Source organism: Venatorbacter sp. C2-1 (assembly GCF_022832715.1).
Classification (GTDB): Bacteria; Pseudomonadota; Gammaproteobacteria; order Pseudomonadales; family Oceanobacteraceae; genus Venatoribacter; species Venatoribacter alkanivorans.
The window spans coordinates 2659023-2675414 of the sequence record NZ_CP094879.1 but is presented as its reverse complement, the minus strand read 5'-3'; the positions used below and the strand labels follow the sequence as shown (position 1 = coordinate 2675414).

Here is a 16392-nt window from a genome sequence, read left to right as displayed (position 1 = left end):
ATGAGGCATAAAACCCGCGAGCTGTTAGCCTATATTGAACCGGGAAACGGCGAAGTGCTGATTGATCTTGTGAAGCTCACCCGTAACGGGCATTCATATTACTTTCAGGACAAGCGCTGGCTGCGGAATCTGCGCTGTATGGGCGGCGATGGCTGTACCTCGGATCAGGGCGAGACAATCAATATTGCCATACTGAACCGCAGATACAGCCCGGCATGGGTTGCCGGTAAAACCATTCGGGTTACTGACAGGGCAAAAGAACGGTATCAGGTGTGGCTTGAAGGTGCCCTGCAAAGATAACTGCCGGACCAATTGTTATGAGCAAAATTGTGTATCCATTTATACCAACAAAGGCATCTGAAATTAATGAAGGGGATTTTTACTATATTCCCCTGAGTAATGGGTACTTTGCTTGTGGTCGTCTTCTTGAAATTGAAAAAAAGGGCGGTAGGAAAACCAAAAGAGTTCTGGTTGGTCTTCATGATTGGTCAGGTTGTGATTATCCAAGAAAAGAGGATATTCATGGCTGTGGGATCATCGAACAGGGCGTTATTCACATCAACTCAATTGGTCATGTTGGTGGCGAAGTTGTCGGTCAAAAACCACTGAATGAAGATGGTTTAAGGCCGAAGTTACAATTTGAGGCTGGATTCTTGATCGATGGCTTTGAGAATCTAGGAAAGTTACCATTCTCTGATTATGACAAATATGATCACCGATATACTTATGGTTTAAATGTGATCAAACTGCTGGCAGAAAAGCATTTTGTTAAAAATAAATAGTCTTCAGCTCTCATGCGTGCTTCCATTAATAAAAAATTAGAATAGGGATTATTATGAAAAATGTTTTCACCATATGTTTTTTGGGTATTGCAGTGTTGATGGTTTTACCTTCGGAAGCTGAGAATTGGGGTGCTTCTGTTGGGTATGTAACTGCCAATGGAGCTTCTGGTGGTAATGTAAGCGGTTACTACGAGGTAGAAAGAAGTCAGTGGCTATTGCGATGGACGATTTTAGATGTAGGTCTGTTTTCGAAAGAAGCAGAAGGCTATCGGGAGGAGAAGCTTTCAAATGGCAATACAGTGTGCCGGAATGAGTCAAATGGGCAGTTTGCTGATGATGAAAAATGTAATTCTATGGATCTTGATGTAGGAACAGCGGCAGACCTTAGTTATGCCTTCGATTTCAGAGGCTCACATACATCTGCGGGTTTGGGCGTTAGGCTTTTGGGTGGCGAGAAATATGGCGGCTCTTTGATTCCTTATTTTGTTGCTAATTACAGCATCAATTCTACGTTTGGATTGGGCATGCGGTTTGGTGATGATTATGGCCAATTTTCTGGGCTGATATCTTTTTAATGAATATCGGACAAACGTTGGATTCTCTTATTTTTGCGACACGCTACATCACTACTGAACTGCCGTTTTTAGTCCGAAATTTCATGTCTGAAAGTAAGTTGTTTTGAAATTCAGCTGAGCGAATTACTCAAACCGGCGATCGTGCGGCGCCAGTTAACCAGATGATTCTGCGGCCTTCAGAGCAAAACCCTGCCCCGGAACGATACAAATGCTTGGTGTTTTAAAGCGTCGTTCCGGGGCGAATTGTTTTGCGTGCCGCATAATCATTGCAGTTGGCTGGATGAAGCCGGACGCGCCGAAAAGAGAGGATCGTAAGGAGATACCTCTCCTTGCATGGGGGGCAGGGGCTTGCCCCGCTTCGGCCTCTCAATTTTGATCAACGCCAGCCAATTACCAACAACCCAAACCAGCAGCCACAAAAAAGCCCGCATCAGCGGACTTTCTGTTAACCGTTTATCACCACATCAGATCATCCGGAATCTGATACGCTGCATACGGATCATCTTCATCCATCGCATCGGCGGTGCTTTCTGCAATATAAATAAAGTGATTATCTTTGCGCTGGCGGATTTTCTCAGCAATCTGCAGTGGCAGTACTTCGTATTTTTTCTCGCCCGGTAAATCCAGTGCGATAACCGCCAGCTGGCCGCGGCTTAAGCGGTCCCAGATGGCCTGGTCAACGTAAATGGATTTTACTTTTTTGCCATCAACAAACTGATATTTAATATCGGCATATTCGCTTTTAATGGCGTTGGTGGTAACCAGCTGACGCACCTGAGCAGCAATGGCTTTTTGCTGTGCTTCCTGTTCCTTTTTCTGGTTCAGTTCGCGGTCGCGGTCGGCTTTTTCTTTACGCGCAGCGTCGGCTTTGGCCTTGGCTTCGTCGATCTGGTTGTCTTGTCCGGTACGCTGCAGGTGATCCTGCTTTTTCAGTTCTTTAGCGGCTTTTTTCGCTTTTTGCTTGTCGATCAGACCGGCGGCGAGCAGCTGTTCCTGTAATGACTTGGCCATAATAATTCCTCAGCGTTGCCATACACCGGCAGGAATTAAATCTGCCAGCTGGTCGATGGTGTTGTCGCGTTCGTTAACGTCGGCGGCAACCACGGTAACGTGGCCGAGCTTACGCGCCGGGCGCGCTTCTTTGCCATAGGAGTGGCGGAAGGCGTTGCCGATGGTGGCGGCTTTTTCGGCCGGAGTTTCATCGCTGATCACGTTTAGCATGGCAACGGCCGGGTATTTGGCGGTGGTATCGCCCAGGGCGCGGCCGGCAATGGCCAGCATATGGTTGCGGAACTGGCTGGTGGCGGCGCCTTCAATCGACCAGTGGCCGGAGTTGTGTACGCGCGGTGCCACTTCGTTGGCGACCAGGCCGCTTGCGGTGTCGAACAGTTCCAGCGTGATGGTGCCTACATAGTCGAGGCTGTCGGCCAGCTGGCGGATATAGCGCTCGGCCTGTTCGGCTTTTTCGGCACTGAGGTCGGCGGCCGGGAACAGCGAGTAACGCAGAATGCCTTCGTGGTGTACGTTTTCGGTCATCGGCCAGATCACCATATTGCCGTTAACGTCGCGGCTGGCGATGACGGAGGTTTCACGCTCAAAGCTGACAAAGGCTTCGGCGATCAGTTCACGTCCGCCAATGGCAGCCCAGGCCGGTTCGGCGTCGGCCGGGCTGCGCAGTACGTACTGACCTTTACCGTCGTAACCTTCGGTGGTGGTTTTCAGCACGATAGGCAGGCCCAGTTGTTCTACCGCGGCGTGCAGGTCGTCGAGTGAATTAACGGCACAGAAATCGGCGGTGTCGATGCCGGCGGCACGCAGGGCAGTTTTTTCCAGCAGACGGTTCTGGAAGGTTTTCAGTGCTTTCAGGCTGGGATACAGCTTGTCGGCAACGCTTTCCAGACGGGCAACGATGTGTGCCGGGATATTTTCGGTTTCGAACGATACGCGCTCAACGCCGGCCAGAAACGCATCCAGAGCTTCGTCGCTGTGGGCACGCAGATCGTACAGCGATACGTCAATATCGCTGATGTCCTGCACACTGTCAGACAGCATCTGGCCCAGCTGGCCGTTACCTAAAATACCGATTTTCATGCTTCTTCACTCTCAGAAAAGTCGGGCCCGGCAGTACCGGGCCCGGATAGGTCGTTAACGCTTACAGTGCGGTGCGCGGATCGGGTTCGGCCAGCACGCTGTCGGTCTGTTCGGCGCGGAAGGCGTCGATTTTGGCCAGCAGGTCGTTGTCGCTGGTGGCCAGAATCTGGGCGGCCAGCAGACCGGCGTTTTTCGCACCGGCATCACCGATGGCCAGAGTTCCAACGGCAACACCACCAGGCATCTGCACGATGGACAGCAGCGAGTCCAGGCCGCTCAGGGCGCGGGATTTAACCGGCACGCCGAGTACCGGCAACGAGGTCTGGGAGGCACACATACCCGGCAGGTGAGCAGCGCCACCGGCACCGGCGATGATGACTTTAATGCCGCGGCCCTGAGCGGTTTTGGCGTAATCAAACAGCAGATCCGGGGTGCGGTGGGCAGACACCACTTTTACTTCGTAGGCCACGCCCAGTTTATCCAGCATATCTGCTGCGTGTTGCATGGTGGGCCAGTCGCTCTTAGAGCCCATGATGATACCAACCGCTACGGTCATCGGGTCATCCTCGTTGAATTCAGTCAGGGGCTGCCAAAGTGGCGGCCGGTGCAGGAAAGCGGCGCATTCTATCACAAGGTTTACAGCATGATTAAGCGGATACGGGGGCAGGAAAGCGGGGGCGTTGCTACCACAAGGTTTACAGCATGATTAAGCGGATACGGGGGCAGGAAAGCGGGGTCAGCGCTATCACAAGGTTTACAGCATGATTAAGCGGATACGGGGGCAGGAAAGCGGGGTCAGCGCTACCACAAGCTTTCCAGCAGGTTCAGTCTCTGGATTCTGAGTCATAAGGGCAGGAAAGCGGGGGTCAGCGCTACCACAAGCTTTACAGCAGATTCAGTTTCTGGATCAGGGTGAACAGGGGGCTGGGGCAGATATGTGGTTGTCAGGTCTGGAAAACCAGTATTTATGCCTTGTCGGCATTAGTCATGCTTTTGCAGCAGGCAAAAAAATCTTCTGCTTCTGGCCTGACTGGCTCTTCCTGTAAGGACTAAAACCATTTACTTTGTGTGGATTAGTGGTCTACAGTTGAGTAAATTATAATCAAATTCCGGATGAAGCGGAATGTGGGGCCAGATTGTTGTTGGCATAGCCTGAGGAGTTGAAACGGATGCCAGGTCTTTATGGCCGGGTCAGACAGATGGTGACCCGCCTTAATATGAAAAACGACAGCGAGCTGTATCAGGTGTTGTTTGATACGGCTGCCGCAGGGATTGTCAGTATTAACAGTGAAGGAGATATTCAGGCCTGTAATCCGGCGCTTTGCCGTATTTTCGGTTATGAAGCAGAGGAATTACTGGGCCAGAACATCGCGATGCTGATGCCGGCCCGTCATGGCCAGCGTCATCAGGGATATATCGAGCAGTATCTGCGCGAAGGCCACGCCACCGTAATGGGGCGTGGCCGCGAGTTACCGGGGCTGCGTAAAAACGGTGAAGAGTTTTTGCTGCATCTGTCGGTAAGCGAAATGAATCTGGATGGTTCACCGAGCTTTACTGCGATTGTGCACGACCTGACAGCCTCGCTGAGCGGCCACAGCCATGAGCAAGCGCGTGATCAGGTCTGGCTTGGCAGTGTGCTGGATCACACCCCCGCTGCGGTAACGGTTAAGGATATGCAGGGCCGTTATCTGTTGCTCAATCATCGCGCCGAAAGTCTGCTGGGTATCCGTTCCCGTGATGCCGTCGGGCGCAGCGATGCCGAATTGTTTTCGCCACAATGGGCGGTATTACAACAGCGCAGTGATGAGGAAGTGAGCCACGCCGATGGTGCACGGGTATTTATCGAGCCCTTTATCGGTACCCGTCAGGAAGGCGTTACCGGTAAACATGATAATAACCACGGCAGCAGTACCATCAGTTTTCTGACCAGTAAGAATGTTCTGCGTGATGCGTCCGGTGAAGCCATGGGCATTGTTGCCATCCGCCTGGATATTTCGGCGCTGCCGGTGCTCAGTCACCCGGCAGCAGAGGCTGATGTGCATCTGCTGAACGTGTTACCACAGCCGCTGGCATTATTAACCGCCGATGGTGAAGTGTTGCAGGCCAACGATGCCTACGCCCGCCGTTTTGGCCTGAGTGCGCGCTCGGTGAAAGGCTGTAATGTGCAGTTACTGGAGTCGGAGCGCTTTGTTGGCTGGTTCCGCCGTTTTCAGTTGCAGGAAGAATTAGCAGCGTCGCGCCATATCGAAGAACCCTGGCAGCTGCAATTACAGACCCATCAGCAAGATGGGCAGAAACTGATATTACTGACCGCCAGTCCGCACAGTGCCACGGTTTCTGCACCGGTATCCGCAATTGCCGGTAACCGCTCTGCGGCCGCAGGTGAACATTTCCAGACACTGACCGATAACGCGCGTTTTATCGCCGGGCTCAGCCATGAGTTGCGCACGCCGTTAAATGCGGTGATTGGTTTCAGTCAGCTGCTGAAGCCGGAACTGCAGACTCCTGAGCAGAATGAAGCCATCGATCTGATTGAGCGTGCCGGTAAACATCTGGTGGCGCTGGTGGATCAGGTGTTGGATCTGGTGAAGCTGGAAGGACATATCCTCGAACCGCAGAACGAAGCGGTCGGCTTGCTGGCATTGCTGGAGGAGTGTCAGGAGCTGGTACGTGCAGATGCGTTTGCCCGCGGTATCCGTATCCGCATGCACAGCGCGGTTGCTGAGCCCTGGGTCTGCGCCGACCGGGTACGCTGCAAGCAGATTGTGCTGAACCTGCTCAGCAATGCGATCAAATATAACTGCGAGGGTGGCAGTGTGGATATCCGCATTGAGCCGGCGGAAAGCGAGCGTGTACGGATCAGTGTACGTGATACCGGCTGTGGCATTGCGGCGGAACATCAGGCCGATATGTTTATGCCGTTTCAGCGTCTGGGCGCCCAGCAAAGCGGGGTTGAGGGCAGTGGTCTGGGTCTGGCAATCAGCCGGGTATTGGCACAGCGTATGAACGGTGTGCTGGCATTCAGCAGCGAAGAAGGTGAGGGCAGTTGTTTCTGGCTGGAGCTGCCGCAGGCGGCACCGATGTACTCGTTTAATGCTATTCAGCCTGCTTTCAGCGCTGTGACCTCAGCGAAAAAGCATGGGGAGAGCGATAATCAGCGGCGTGTGCTTTATATCGAAGATAACCCGATTAATGCCCGCTTTGTTGAGTTGGGGCTGAAGCGCCGTGATAACGTCCACGTTGCGATTGCCCGTACCGGCCGCGAAGGAATGGATATGGCGCAGCAGCATGCACCGGACGTTATTCTGCTGGATATGCGTCTGCCGGATATTCATGGTCTGGATGTGCTGAAAAAATTACGCGCTATGCCGGAGTTACGTCATGTGCGTATTTATGGGGTCAGTGCTGATGCTTTGCCGGATCAGATCCGTCAGGCACAGGATGCCGGTGTCGATGGTTATATGACCAAGCCCTTCGACCTGCAGGCGCTGGGCGATATGATTGACAGCCCACAGCAATAATTGCTGTGGGTTGCCAGAGGCACACGCTTTACAGACTGAGCTGGCCGTTATTAATGGCCTGCTCTAATGCCGGTGTTAATGGCTGATAAGGATCATTTTTATTGCTCAGCACCAGCAGCGGATCGCTGACTTTGGCCAGATGGAAAGCCTCGTCTTTTAATTCCACTTTGCGGTACTTAAAGGTGCCGGTAACTTCTTCCTGCGGACGCAGGCGTAAAAATAGCGGGATGGCGTAGGCCGGTAATTTTTCCCGCAGGTGCAGGGTCAGAGCATTCCAGTTGATATCGGCCCCGGCACGTAAGGTCAGAGCGGCCATACCGGCACGGCCATCGGTGTGTGGCACTTCCACGCCATACACCACCGCATGCTCAATATCGGCAAATTCCATCAGAATAGATTCCACCTCCGTGGTGGCCACGTTCTCGCCTTTCCAGCGGAAGGTATCCCCCAGACGGTCAGCAAACGCGACGTGTTTAAAACCCTGGTTCAGCACCAGATCGCCACTGTTAAACCAGCAGTCGCCTTTTTTAAAGACATCACGGAACAGCTTTTTCTGGCTCGCTTCGGCGTCGGTATAACCTTCAAACGGCTGCTTATCGTTGACCTCGGTAATTAACAGGCCGGTGCCGCCTTTTTTAACCGGCAGCATAAAGCCTTTTTTATCACGCAGGGGTTCGTCATTCTCAATATCGTAGGCCACGATGTTGTAAGACAACGGGCAGATACCGGCGGTCTGATCCAGATTTAATGCATTGGTAAATACCAGATTGCATTCGCTGGCGCCGTAAAATTCGTTGATGTGTTTAATATTGAAACGCTGTTTGAATTCCATCCAGATATCCGGGCGCAGACCGTTGCCAATAATCACGCGGATATTATGCTGCTGGTCTTTGTCTGAGGGCGCTGTATTCAGCAGGTAACGGCATAATTCGCCGATATAGCAAAAGCCGGTGGCTCCATATTCGCGGATTTCATCCCAGAAACGCGAGACACTAAATTTGCGTGAAATCGCAATGCAGGCACCAGCGCCCAATACCGCAGCCATGGATACGGTAAGCGCATTATTATGGTAAAGCGGCAGGCTGACATAGAGTACATCGTCTTTGCGTAATTTCATCGATGCCAGGCCCATGCCCGCCATCGATTTAAACCAGCGGTAATGACTCATCACCGAGGCTTTTGGCAGGCCGGTGGTGCCGGAGGTAAAAATGTAATAGCAGGGCTGATGCATTTTTACCTGTTGTGTACTGGCCGGATTATTTTGCTCCTGCGAGGCGATGACCTGCTCCAGGTTCTGATAATGCCCCGGACATTCGTGCTGACTGTCAGCACCATCCTGCCAGAAATATAATTGCATTTTTAATGCGGCAGGCAGGGCATGTTCTACCGTTGCCATATTGCCCAGCATTTCTTCACCAACAACCAGCAATTTGGGTTTTACCAGATTAATGCTGTGTTCCAGTACTTCGCCGCGCTGGGAGGTATTAAACATACTGGCAATGGCACCGAGTTTTACCGTAGCCAGTACGGCCAGCAGGGTTTCCGGGCGGTTTTCCAGCATAACGCCGACGGTATCACCATGGCTGATGCCCTGACTGGCAAAATAGTGGGCCAGCTGATTCACTTTTTCGTTCAGCTGACGGTAGCTGATGCGCTGCTGCTGATAGCGGATGGCGATATGATCCGGCTGGCGGGCGGCGTGTTGTTCCAGCAATAAACCAATGGATTTGTTTTTTTCCGGCTTGGTGGTTACCAGGGCGAGTACGCCTTTCAGGGTAACGCCGATATCCGGCAATCCGCTGATGGCGCTGCGGATAATATTAACCAGACTGACAGTGCGCGGCTTCAGTGGCGGCTGGCTCATGCCTTCGGCGGGCAGGCGGGTAGTCGCTGAACGATTCATGAATCTGACCTTGGTGATGTATTTATAGTTATGAAATTGAGAATGACATAAATCCTGTTGGCCGGGCCACAGGATTTATGTCAGGTTTTATCTAGATAATGAGTTAAACAGTGCAAATCAGCGCAATTCGGCTGAGCTTTTACCCAATAAACGGCGGGCAATAATCAGTTGCTGAATTTGCTGCGTGCCTTCAAAAATATCGAGAATTTTTGAATCCCGCGCCCATTTCTCCAGTAATTCATCTTCGCTGTAACCAAGAGAACCGAGCAGCTCGACACAGCCTAAGGTAATGGCGTTGGCACTGCGTCCGGCTTTGGCTTTTGACATCGACGCTTCTTTCGAATTGGGCATGCCGTTATCGGCCATCCACGCGGCTTTTAAGGTCAGCAGACGTGCGGCTTCCCAGTCGGCTTCGTAGCGGTACAGCTGCGCTTCGATCTGGCTGCTGTTTTTAATGCTGGTGCGGTAGCCGGCGCTGATGCCGTACTCTTTCAGCAGCTCGCGGGTGCGGTCGAGGGCGGCTTTAGCCACGCCGACGGCCATAGCGGCAACCACCGGGCGGGTGTTGTCGAAGGTTTGCATGACACCGGCAAAGCCCTGATCGACATTAATTTCCGGTGAACCCAGCAGGTTGGCCGCAGGCACACGGCAATCGGTAAAGGTAATGGCGGCGGTGTCAGAGGCTTTAATACCGAGTTTCTTTTCCAGGCGCACCACTTCCATGCCCGGGGTGCCTTTTTCCACCACAAAGGATTTAATGGCCGCGCGGCCGATATTACGGTCGAGGCTGGCCCAGACCACCACGGCTTCGGCACGCTCACCGGAGGTGACGTAAATCTTTTCGCCGTTCAGCACATAATGATCGCCGTCTTTGATGGCGGTGGTGCGGATGGCAGCCGAATCAGAACCGCAGCCCGGTTCGGTAATCGCCATGGCGGCCCATTTTTTGCCGAAACGGGCCAGCTGTTCGTCATTGGCCACTGCGGCAATCGCGGCGTTACCCAATCCCTGGCGTGGCAGCGTTAATGACAGGCCAACATCACCCCAGCACAGTTCCTGCAGCCCCAGTACCGTGGTCATATTGGTGCTGTTAACGATGCCGTCGGCTTTTTTCTTATCCTGTTTGAGTTTTCCGGCACCGGCGCCTTCGCCCAGGGTGCCGTCGTTCATGCCATCCATAATAGCGGCCAGCATATCCAGCTCGACCGGATAAGCGTGTTCGGCACGGTCATATTTACGCGAGATCGGGCGGAAGACATTTTCGGCAACCTGACGGGCCTGATTGACCAGCGGGCGGAATTTCTTCGGGATTTCGAGATTCATCATGTGCTGTTCTCCTTACAGGTGCAGACCGCTGTTAACACAACCCAGAATGCGCAGGTCGCGGTACCAGCGCTCAGCCGGATGTTCTTTGGTAAAACCGTGGCCGCCGAGCAGTTGCACGGCATTGGTGCCGATTTCCATGGCTTTGTCGGCACACAGAACGTGGGCCAGATAGGCTTCGCGGTGGAATGGCTGACCCTGTTCGGCCAGTGCGGCCGCACGCCAGGTGAGCAGGCGCATGGATTCCAGTTCGATGGCGATATTGGCGATCATAAAGGCCACTGACTGGCGGTGACTGATGGGCTCGCCGAAGGCTTCACGCTCGTTGCAGTAAGGAATCAGGTAATCCAGTGCCGCCTGACAGGTGCCAATGGCCAGGGCGCACCAGTGCAACTGGCCAAGATCGACAAAGGCGCGGTAATCGAAATCACTGTCTTCACCACCCAGCAGGGCATCGACGTTTACCTGCACTTTATCCAGTGTCAGGGTGCCGGTGGCGGCGGCGCGCAGCCCCATCGCCGGGCTGCGGGTAAAGTTCAGGCCATGGCTGTCGCCGGGCACAATAAAGAGTTGTGGTTTGCCATTCAGCAGCGCTGCAACCAGATACAGATCGGCGTTACCGGCAAAAGGCACCAGGGTTTTTACGCCATTCAGCACATAGCCCTGCTTATTGCTTTTTGCGCTGCAGGTCAGCTTATCGGGGGCGAACAGTGGATGCGGTTCCTGCAGGGCAATGGCGGCGGTTACCGGTTGCTCGGCCAGCCACAGTGGCAACCAGCGTTGCTGTTGTTGCTGTGTGCCCCAGCGAACCAGTGCGTTGGCCACACCTACGGGGGCGAGGGCGGCATAGGCCAGGGTGAAATCTCCCCAGGCCAGTTCTTCGGCAATGATGGCGCTGGTGGTCGGGCTGTAGCTTTGTGCCGCACCGCCCAGGGATTCGGGCACCGAGAACAGATTCAGACCCAGGGCCATGGCGTCCTGCAGATAACTGTCGGGCAGTTGCAGGTTTTCGTCGGCGTCGTGGGCCAGACCACGCACAACCTCTTCCGCGTAGGAGCGCACGCTGTCGCGGATCATCTGTTGCTCTTCACTTAAGCTCAGATCAAACAGTGCCTGGGGCTTGCGTTCCGGCAGACGTTCGCCACGGGTGCTGTCCTGCTTTTGTGCACGCTTCTGCATCATCTCGCCGGCAAACTTAAAACCGGCACGGGTGGAAAGGTAAGCGATGCGCTCAGCGGGTTTACGCAGCCCGTATTTTTCTGCCCAACGGCTGCCGGCAAAGCGACTGGCCAGGCCAAGGCCCAGTCCCTGAATATCTTTAGCCATACAATCTGCCCTCAGTGTGGATCGTTGTAATTATTGTTTGGGCCGGACGCTGCGGTGGCGGTATCGCGACGGGGTGTTGCGATGGGGTGTTGCGGGGGAGATGCAGCGCGACCGGCCCTCTGCCTGGCAGGATAAAACACAGGCAGCGTTGGCAGGTTCGCAGTTTGGCGCCGGTGGCGCATTGGCAGAGGTGTCAGTTGCTGCCGGGCAAAGTGGTCATATTGCGGCAGTTCAGCCGGTGGGAGGCGGTTGTGTCAGCCGTTTGCCGCGCGTAAGCAGTGGCCGATGCTCTGCTCACAGGCATCCAGTACCACACGGCCAATCAACTCGCCGGCGGTTGTATGTTTACCGCAAAAGGCAAGGGGACCTTCTGCGCCGGAGTGCGGCGGGCAGATGACGGCGTGACTGTCGGTGCCGGTACCGCTGGCGGGCAGGCTGGATAACGGGCTGAGTAAACCGGCATCGCGGATGGCGGTAACCTTGGCTTCGGTCAGCTGGATCAGGGCTTCGGCCATGGCAGCCGGGGTCAGGGCAAAATGCAGCAGCAGCCAGATGTTAATGGTTCCGGCACCGTTAAAAGCATCGGCCGGATCGCCGCTGCGGCGCAAATTGGAAAGTCCGGCGGTTACCCAGCATTCGGCGCGCAGTTGTTGCAGGCTCAGGCTGCTGTAGCCCAGTGATTGCATGGAGGCGGCGGTCATCATGCCGCAGCAGGGGGCAGGCAGTATAAGCTGTTCAGCCTGTTGCTGCAGGCTTTGTTCTGCCGGCGGCCAGGGGGGCGCCGCATGCTGATCGACACGCAGGTTCAGCAGGCTGTGGGTGCTGGTAAAGCCGCCGTTGAGTACCGCAGAACTCAGCACCGGCCAGGGCTCAGGTAGCGTCAGAGCGATATGAGTGGTGTTGTGTGCAAAGCGGATTCCGCCCTGATTATCCTGTTTAAGCAGGGACATAGGCGGACTCTATTTGGGTCATGGGATGGGACTCGTTATGATAGGCACAATTTTCATTTACAGGATGCCCGCATGCTGACGTTACTGTCACCGGCGAAAACGCTGGATTTTGACACGCCGCCGACCACGGCAAAAGCAACCCAGGCCGATTTTCTGCAACATTCTGCCGAATTGGTGGATGTGCTTAAACAGTATTCTCCGGATGATGTCAGCGCGCTGATGAAACTCAGCCCGGCGCTGTCGGAACTGAACGTGCAACGCTACCACGACTGGCGTCTGCCGTTTAATGCCGACAATGCCAAGGCGGCTATTCTGGCCTTTAAAGGTGACGTCTATACCGGTCTGCAGGCCGACACACTGGATGAGCAGCAGCTGGATTTTGCCCAGAATCATGTACGTATTTTAAGTGGTCTGTATGGTTTGCTGCGACCGCTAGATTTAATTCAGCCTTACCGGCTGGAGATGGGCACCAAACTGAATAATGCCCGTGGTAAAGACCTGTACAGCTTCTGGGGTAACACCATTACTGAAGCACTTAACCGTGAGCTGGAACAACAGGGTAAAGATGTGGTCGTTAATCTGGCGTCGAATGAATATTTTAAATCGGTGCAGCCGAAAAAACTGAACGCCCGCCTGATTACACCGGTCTTTAAAGACGAAAAAAACGGCCAGTATAAAATCATCAGTTTTTACGCGAAAAAAGCCCGCGGTCTGATGACGGCTTATATTATCCGCAGGCAGCTGCAAAAGGCTGAAGCCCTGCAGGATTTTGATGTGGCGGGTTATCGTTTCAGCGCCGAAGATTCGCGTGGCGATACCTGGGTATTTAAACGAGCAGAGAAGGATATTCCGAATGCGTAAGTTAGTAATCGCCAGCCTGTTAACTGGCACTATGGCGGCGGGTCTGAGTGGTTGTGTACTGGCACCACAAACCATTGCCCTGAATGAAAGCGTCAGTGTACCCGGCGGCATGCCGGCTATTCAGCGTGATGCCCTGGTGAGGGTAGTGGATGAGCGCGGACAAGGCGCCGATGTGCTGGGACACCGCGGTGGCCGGGCACCGGAAAATTCTCCGCTGTTGTCAGAAAAACCATTAAGCGATGTGTTAACGGCACGCATGCAGGAGTCGCTGAAATCTTTGGGTTTTGGCTCTGCCAGCCCGGTTGATCCGGTGCGTGTACAGCTGACGGTTGAAGAGTTTTCTTATCAGTGTAATGAAGGCGCGATCGTAAACGAATGCGGCATGAAAATGCGCTTTATGATTACCGTTATGGATAACGGAAAAACCTTTACCAAGCCATACAGCGCCAACGAAACCCGCTCTCTGGCGGCGTCACCAGCGGTGGAATATAACCAGAAATGGGTGAACGAGGTTCTGGATAAACTGTGGCAGCACATGTTTAACGATAAAGAACTGCAGCAGGCACTGAATGTGACGGTGCAGGGCTGATTTTTTACAGCATGACTGATGCATAAAAAAGCCCGGAATATTCCGGGCTTTTTTATGGCTGAAAATAACGTCAGACGGTTATTTCGCTTCGCGCTGGGCGGTCAGGCTGGCTGTCTGGATATTCATATAATCCACCAGAATATGTCCGGCTTCGATCAGCAGGGCATCGTCTTCTTCCGGTTTTTTATCGTCTTTTTTCTCCGCGTCAGCAGCATTATCGCTTTCTTCATCGTCGATGCTGGTTAACTGCGGCATGCCTTTGGCTTTGCGGCGTTCGTTTTCCAGCTTCAGGCGTTTGTCATCGTTGGCTTTGCGTTCCTGCTCGCGCACTTTTTCGTTCAGTGATACCTGAGTCTGCTGACGCAGTTCGGTAATCAGTGCTTTTTGCTCGCGCAGGAAACGGAAATCCGGATTGTGTTCGATGCGGGTCTGGTGCAGCTGGCGTAACGCCGGCAGGGTCGCCGCGATGCCTTTATTGCTGTTGTACTCTGCCGGACGGATGGTGTCCCACGGCAGGGCTTCTTCCAGCGCGCTTTCGCCGATTTTTTCTTTATCGAACAGCGACGGGAACAGAATATCCGGGATAACGCCCTGGTGCTGGGTGCTGTCACCGGATACCCGGTAGAACTTGGCCTGGGTAATTTTCAGCTGGCCGGAGCGCAGCGGACGCAGGCTCTGAACCGTCCCTTTACCGAAGGTCTGGCCACCGACAATTAAACCGCGGCCATAATCCTGAATAGCACCGGCAAAAATTTCTGAGGCCGACGCACTGAGGCGGTTAACCAGAACGGTAATCGGCCCGTCGTACAGCACGGAAGGGTCCTGGTCAGGTAACACTTCAACCCGGCCGTGGGTGCTGCGTACCTGTACTACCGGGCCCTGCGGAATAAACAGGCCGGTCAGGGTAATGGCTTCTTCCAGCGAACCGCCGCCGTTATTGCGCAGGTCAATGATCAGGCCATCGATGCCTTCTTCTTTCAGTTCGTTGATCAGCACGGTGACGTCACGGGTCGTGCTCTTATAGTCCGGCTTGTTTTCCATGCGACCCTGAAAGTCGATATAGAAGGTCGGAATATCGATCACACCGATTTTATGGGTTACGTCGCCATCTTTAACCTCGATAACGTCTTTCTGGGCGGATTGCTCTTCCAGTTTGACCTCATCACGCACGATGGAAATGATTTTGCTGTCGGTGCCGGATGAGTTGGCTGGCAGAATTTCCAGCCGCACGGTGGTGCTTTTCGGACCACGGATCAGCTCGACCACTTCATCCAGACGCCAGCCGATCACATCAACGATATCGCCTTCGGCCTGACCAACGCCGATGATCTTATCGGCAGGCTGCAGGTTGCCGGCTTTGGCGGCCGGGCCGGCCGGCACCAGACGTACCACCTTGGTGTGCTCGTCTTCAGTTTGCAGCACGGCGCCAATGCCCTGTAAGGACAGGCTCATATTGATATTGAAGTTCTCGGTGTTGCGCGGCGAGAAGTACTGGGTGTGCGGATCGAAGGCGCGGGTAACGGCATTCATAAAGGTCTGATAGGCGTCTTCAGATTGTGACTGATGGACACGGTTCAGCTGGTTCTGGTAGCGCTTGCTCAACAACTCAATAATGGCGTCTTTTTCTTTGCCGGCCATTTTCAGATTGAGGATGGAGTTTTTCAGACGCTTGCGCCACAGGTCGTCGAGTTCGGCGCTGGTGGTCGCCCACGGCGCTCTTTCGCGGTCGAGATCGAGCCGCTCGTCAGTATCGAAGTGGTAGTCGGCGGCTTTGCTGTGCAGTTCGTTGAGCAGAAACGACAGGCGCTCAGACACACGCTGCTGAAAGCGGTTAAAGATGATGAAGGCCGGGCGCATATCACCGCGGTTCAGGGCTTCGTCCAGACTGTAACGGTATTGCTCAAATTCTTTGACGTCGGCAGCCAGCAGATAGCTGCGGGTGCTGTCGATATCGTCGAGCAGGATATCGAGCACCCGTGATGACAGTTTGTCATCCAGACGCTGATGCTCGTAATGGCCGCGCAGCAGGTTATTCATAATCTGCTGGGTGATCATGGCGTGATCACGGGTCGGCTCAAGGGGTTTGAAGGCGGTGCCGGGGGCAATTTCCGGGATGGTGGCCTGGCTCAGCTGAGCCGTGAGCAGCGCTGTAAAGGTCAGCGCGATTTTTAATGTGCGGAAGCAAATGGAAAGCATAGTCGTTGCCAGATTTCCTTGTTGTTATCTGTTTGTACTGTGCGCCGGGCGCCGTTATCATGCCGGCGCTTTGTCAGGGTAAAGCCTGTACGCACGTACCGTTACGGTGTCTGGCCTTTGTTTTTGCCTGTTTCTCAGGCGGGCCGAACATCCGTTTGGGTGCCATTGGTGTAAAGCACAGAGAGCTGGCGTAAGACGCATGGCTCATCTGAACACCCCGGCTGCTGCGGTATAGTAGACCGCATTGGAATCGCAGTTGCCAGAATAATTCCCCG

The 16392-nt window shown here is 54.0% G+C and carries 14 protein-coding genes; 6 read left to right on the top strand and 8 right to left on the bottom strand.

The features are described 5' to 3' along the window. Genes MT343_RS11915 through MT343_RS11905 form a run of 3 tightly spaced genes read left to right on the top strand, consistent with a single transcriptional unit; the run spans nt 1 to nt 1357 of the window. Nucleotides 1-300 carry a hypothetical protein gene (locus tag MT343_RS11915; RefSeq protein ID WP_145470304.1) on the top strand — a complete coding sequence of 100 codons (300 nt, stop codon included), beginning with the start codon at nt 1-3 and terminating at the stop codon, nt 298-300. Nucleotides 301-317: 17 nt separating this feature from the next. Then, nucleotides 318-782: a hypothetical protein gene (locus tag MT343_RS11910; protein ID WP_145470306.1), complete on the top strand. Its 465-nt coding sequence runs from the start codon at nt 318-320 to the stop codon at nt 780-782. A 53-nt stretch (nt 783-835) separates the two neighbouring features. Further along, nucleotides 836-1357: a hypothetical protein gene (locus tag MT343_RS11905; RefSeq protein ID WP_145470308.1), complete on the top strand. Its 522-nt coding sequence runs from the start codon at nt 836-838 to the stop codon at nt 1355-1357. Nucleotides 1358-1813: 456 nt separating this feature from the next. Here the strand turns inward: MT343_RS11905 and MT343_RS11900 are convergent, their stop codons facing one another. From MT343_RS11900 to purE, 3 genes are all read right to left on the bottom strand, one after another. Further along, nucleotides 1814-2368 carry a DUF2058 domain-containing protein gene (locus MT343_RS11900; RefSeq protein ID WP_145470310.1) on the bottom strand — a complete coding sequence of 185 codons (555 nt, stop codon included), beginning with the start codon at nt 2366-2368 and terminating at the stop codon, nt 1814-1816. Nucleotides 2369-2377: 9 nt separating this feature from the next. Further along, entirely contained in the window at nt 2378-3448 is a 1071-nt protein-coding gene (locus MT343_RS11895) for a 5-(carboxyamino)imidazole ribonucleotide synthase (RefSeq protein ID WP_145470312.1), read from the bottom strand. A 61-nt stretch (nt 3449-3509) separates the two neighbouring features. Further along, nucleotides 3510-4004, bottom strand: a complete 495-nt coding sequence (purE, locus tag MT343_RS11890; RefSeq protein ID WP_145470314.1) for a 5-(carboxyamino)imidazole ribonucleotide mutase — start codon at nt 4002-4004, stop codon at nt 3510-3512. Nucleotides 4005-4617: 613 nt separating this feature from the next. On the opposite strand from purE, the gene MT343_RS11885 reads away from it, so the two are divergent. Next, nucleotides 4618-6969: a PAS domain S-box protein gene (locus MT343_RS11885; protein WP_145470316.1), complete on the top strand. Its 2352-nt coding sequence runs from the start codon at nt 4618-4620 to the stop codon at nt 6967-6969. 28 nt (nt 6970-6997) lie between these two features. Here the strand turns inward: MT343_RS11885 and MT343_RS11880 are convergent, their stop codons facing one another. The 4 genes from MT343_RS11880 to MT343_RS11865 all read right to left on the bottom strand — a co-directional run bounded on the left by MT343_RS11880 (nt 6998) and on the right by MT343_RS11865 (nt 12471). Further along, entirely contained in the window at nt 6998-8872 is a 1875-nt protein-coding gene (locus MT343_RS11880; protein ID WP_145470318.1) for a long-chain-acyl-CoA synthetase, read from the bottom strand. Nucleotides 8873-8989: 117 nt separating this feature from the next. Next, nucleotides 8990-10195, bottom strand: coding sequence for an acyl-CoA dehydrogenase family protein (locus MT343_RS11875; RefSeq protein WP_145470572.1), 1206 nt, complete (start codon nt 10193-10195; stop codon nt 8990-8992). Nucleotides 10196-10210: 15 nt separating this feature from the next. Further along, nucleotides 10211-11521, bottom strand: coding sequence for an acyl-CoA dehydrogenase family protein (locus MT343_RS11870; protein WP_145470320.1), 1311 nt, complete (start codon nt 11519-11521; stop codon nt 10211-10213). Nucleotides 11522-11775: 254 nt separating this feature from the next. Further along, a complete protein-coding gene (locus tag MT343_RS11865) occupies nt 11776-12471 on the bottom strand; it encodes an adenosylcobinamide amidohydrolase (RefSeq protein ID WP_145470322.1) in 696 nt (231 codons plus the stop codon). A gap of 72 nt (nt 12472-12543) precedes the next feature. On the opposite strand from MT343_RS11865, the gene yaaA reads away from it, so the two are divergent. Then, nucleotides 12544-13332 (top strand): peroxide stress protein YaaA, encoded by a 789-nt coding sequence (yaaA, locus tag MT343_RS11860; RefSeq protein WP_145470324.1) that lies wholly within the window; start codon nt 12544-12546, stop codon nt 13330-13332. After that, nucleotides 13325-13921, top strand: a complete 597-nt coding sequence (locus MT343_RS11855; RefSeq protein WP_186436005.1) for a YajG family lipoprotein — start codon at nt 13325-13327, stop codon at nt 13919-13921. The genes yaaA and MT343_RS11855 overlap by 8 nt, the downstream gene beginning before the upstream one ends. A 78-nt stretch (nt 13922-13999) precedes the next feature. Here MT343_RS11855 and MT343_RS11850 read toward each other — a convergent pair whose 3' ends face one another. Beyond that, on the bottom strand, nt 14000-16117 hold the full coding sequence (locus MT343_RS11850) for a carboxy terminal-processing peptidase (RefSeq protein WP_145470328.1): 2118 nt from the start codon (nt 16115-16117) through the stop codon (nt 14000-14002). Between the last annotated feature and the right edge of the window lie 275 nt (nt 16118-16392).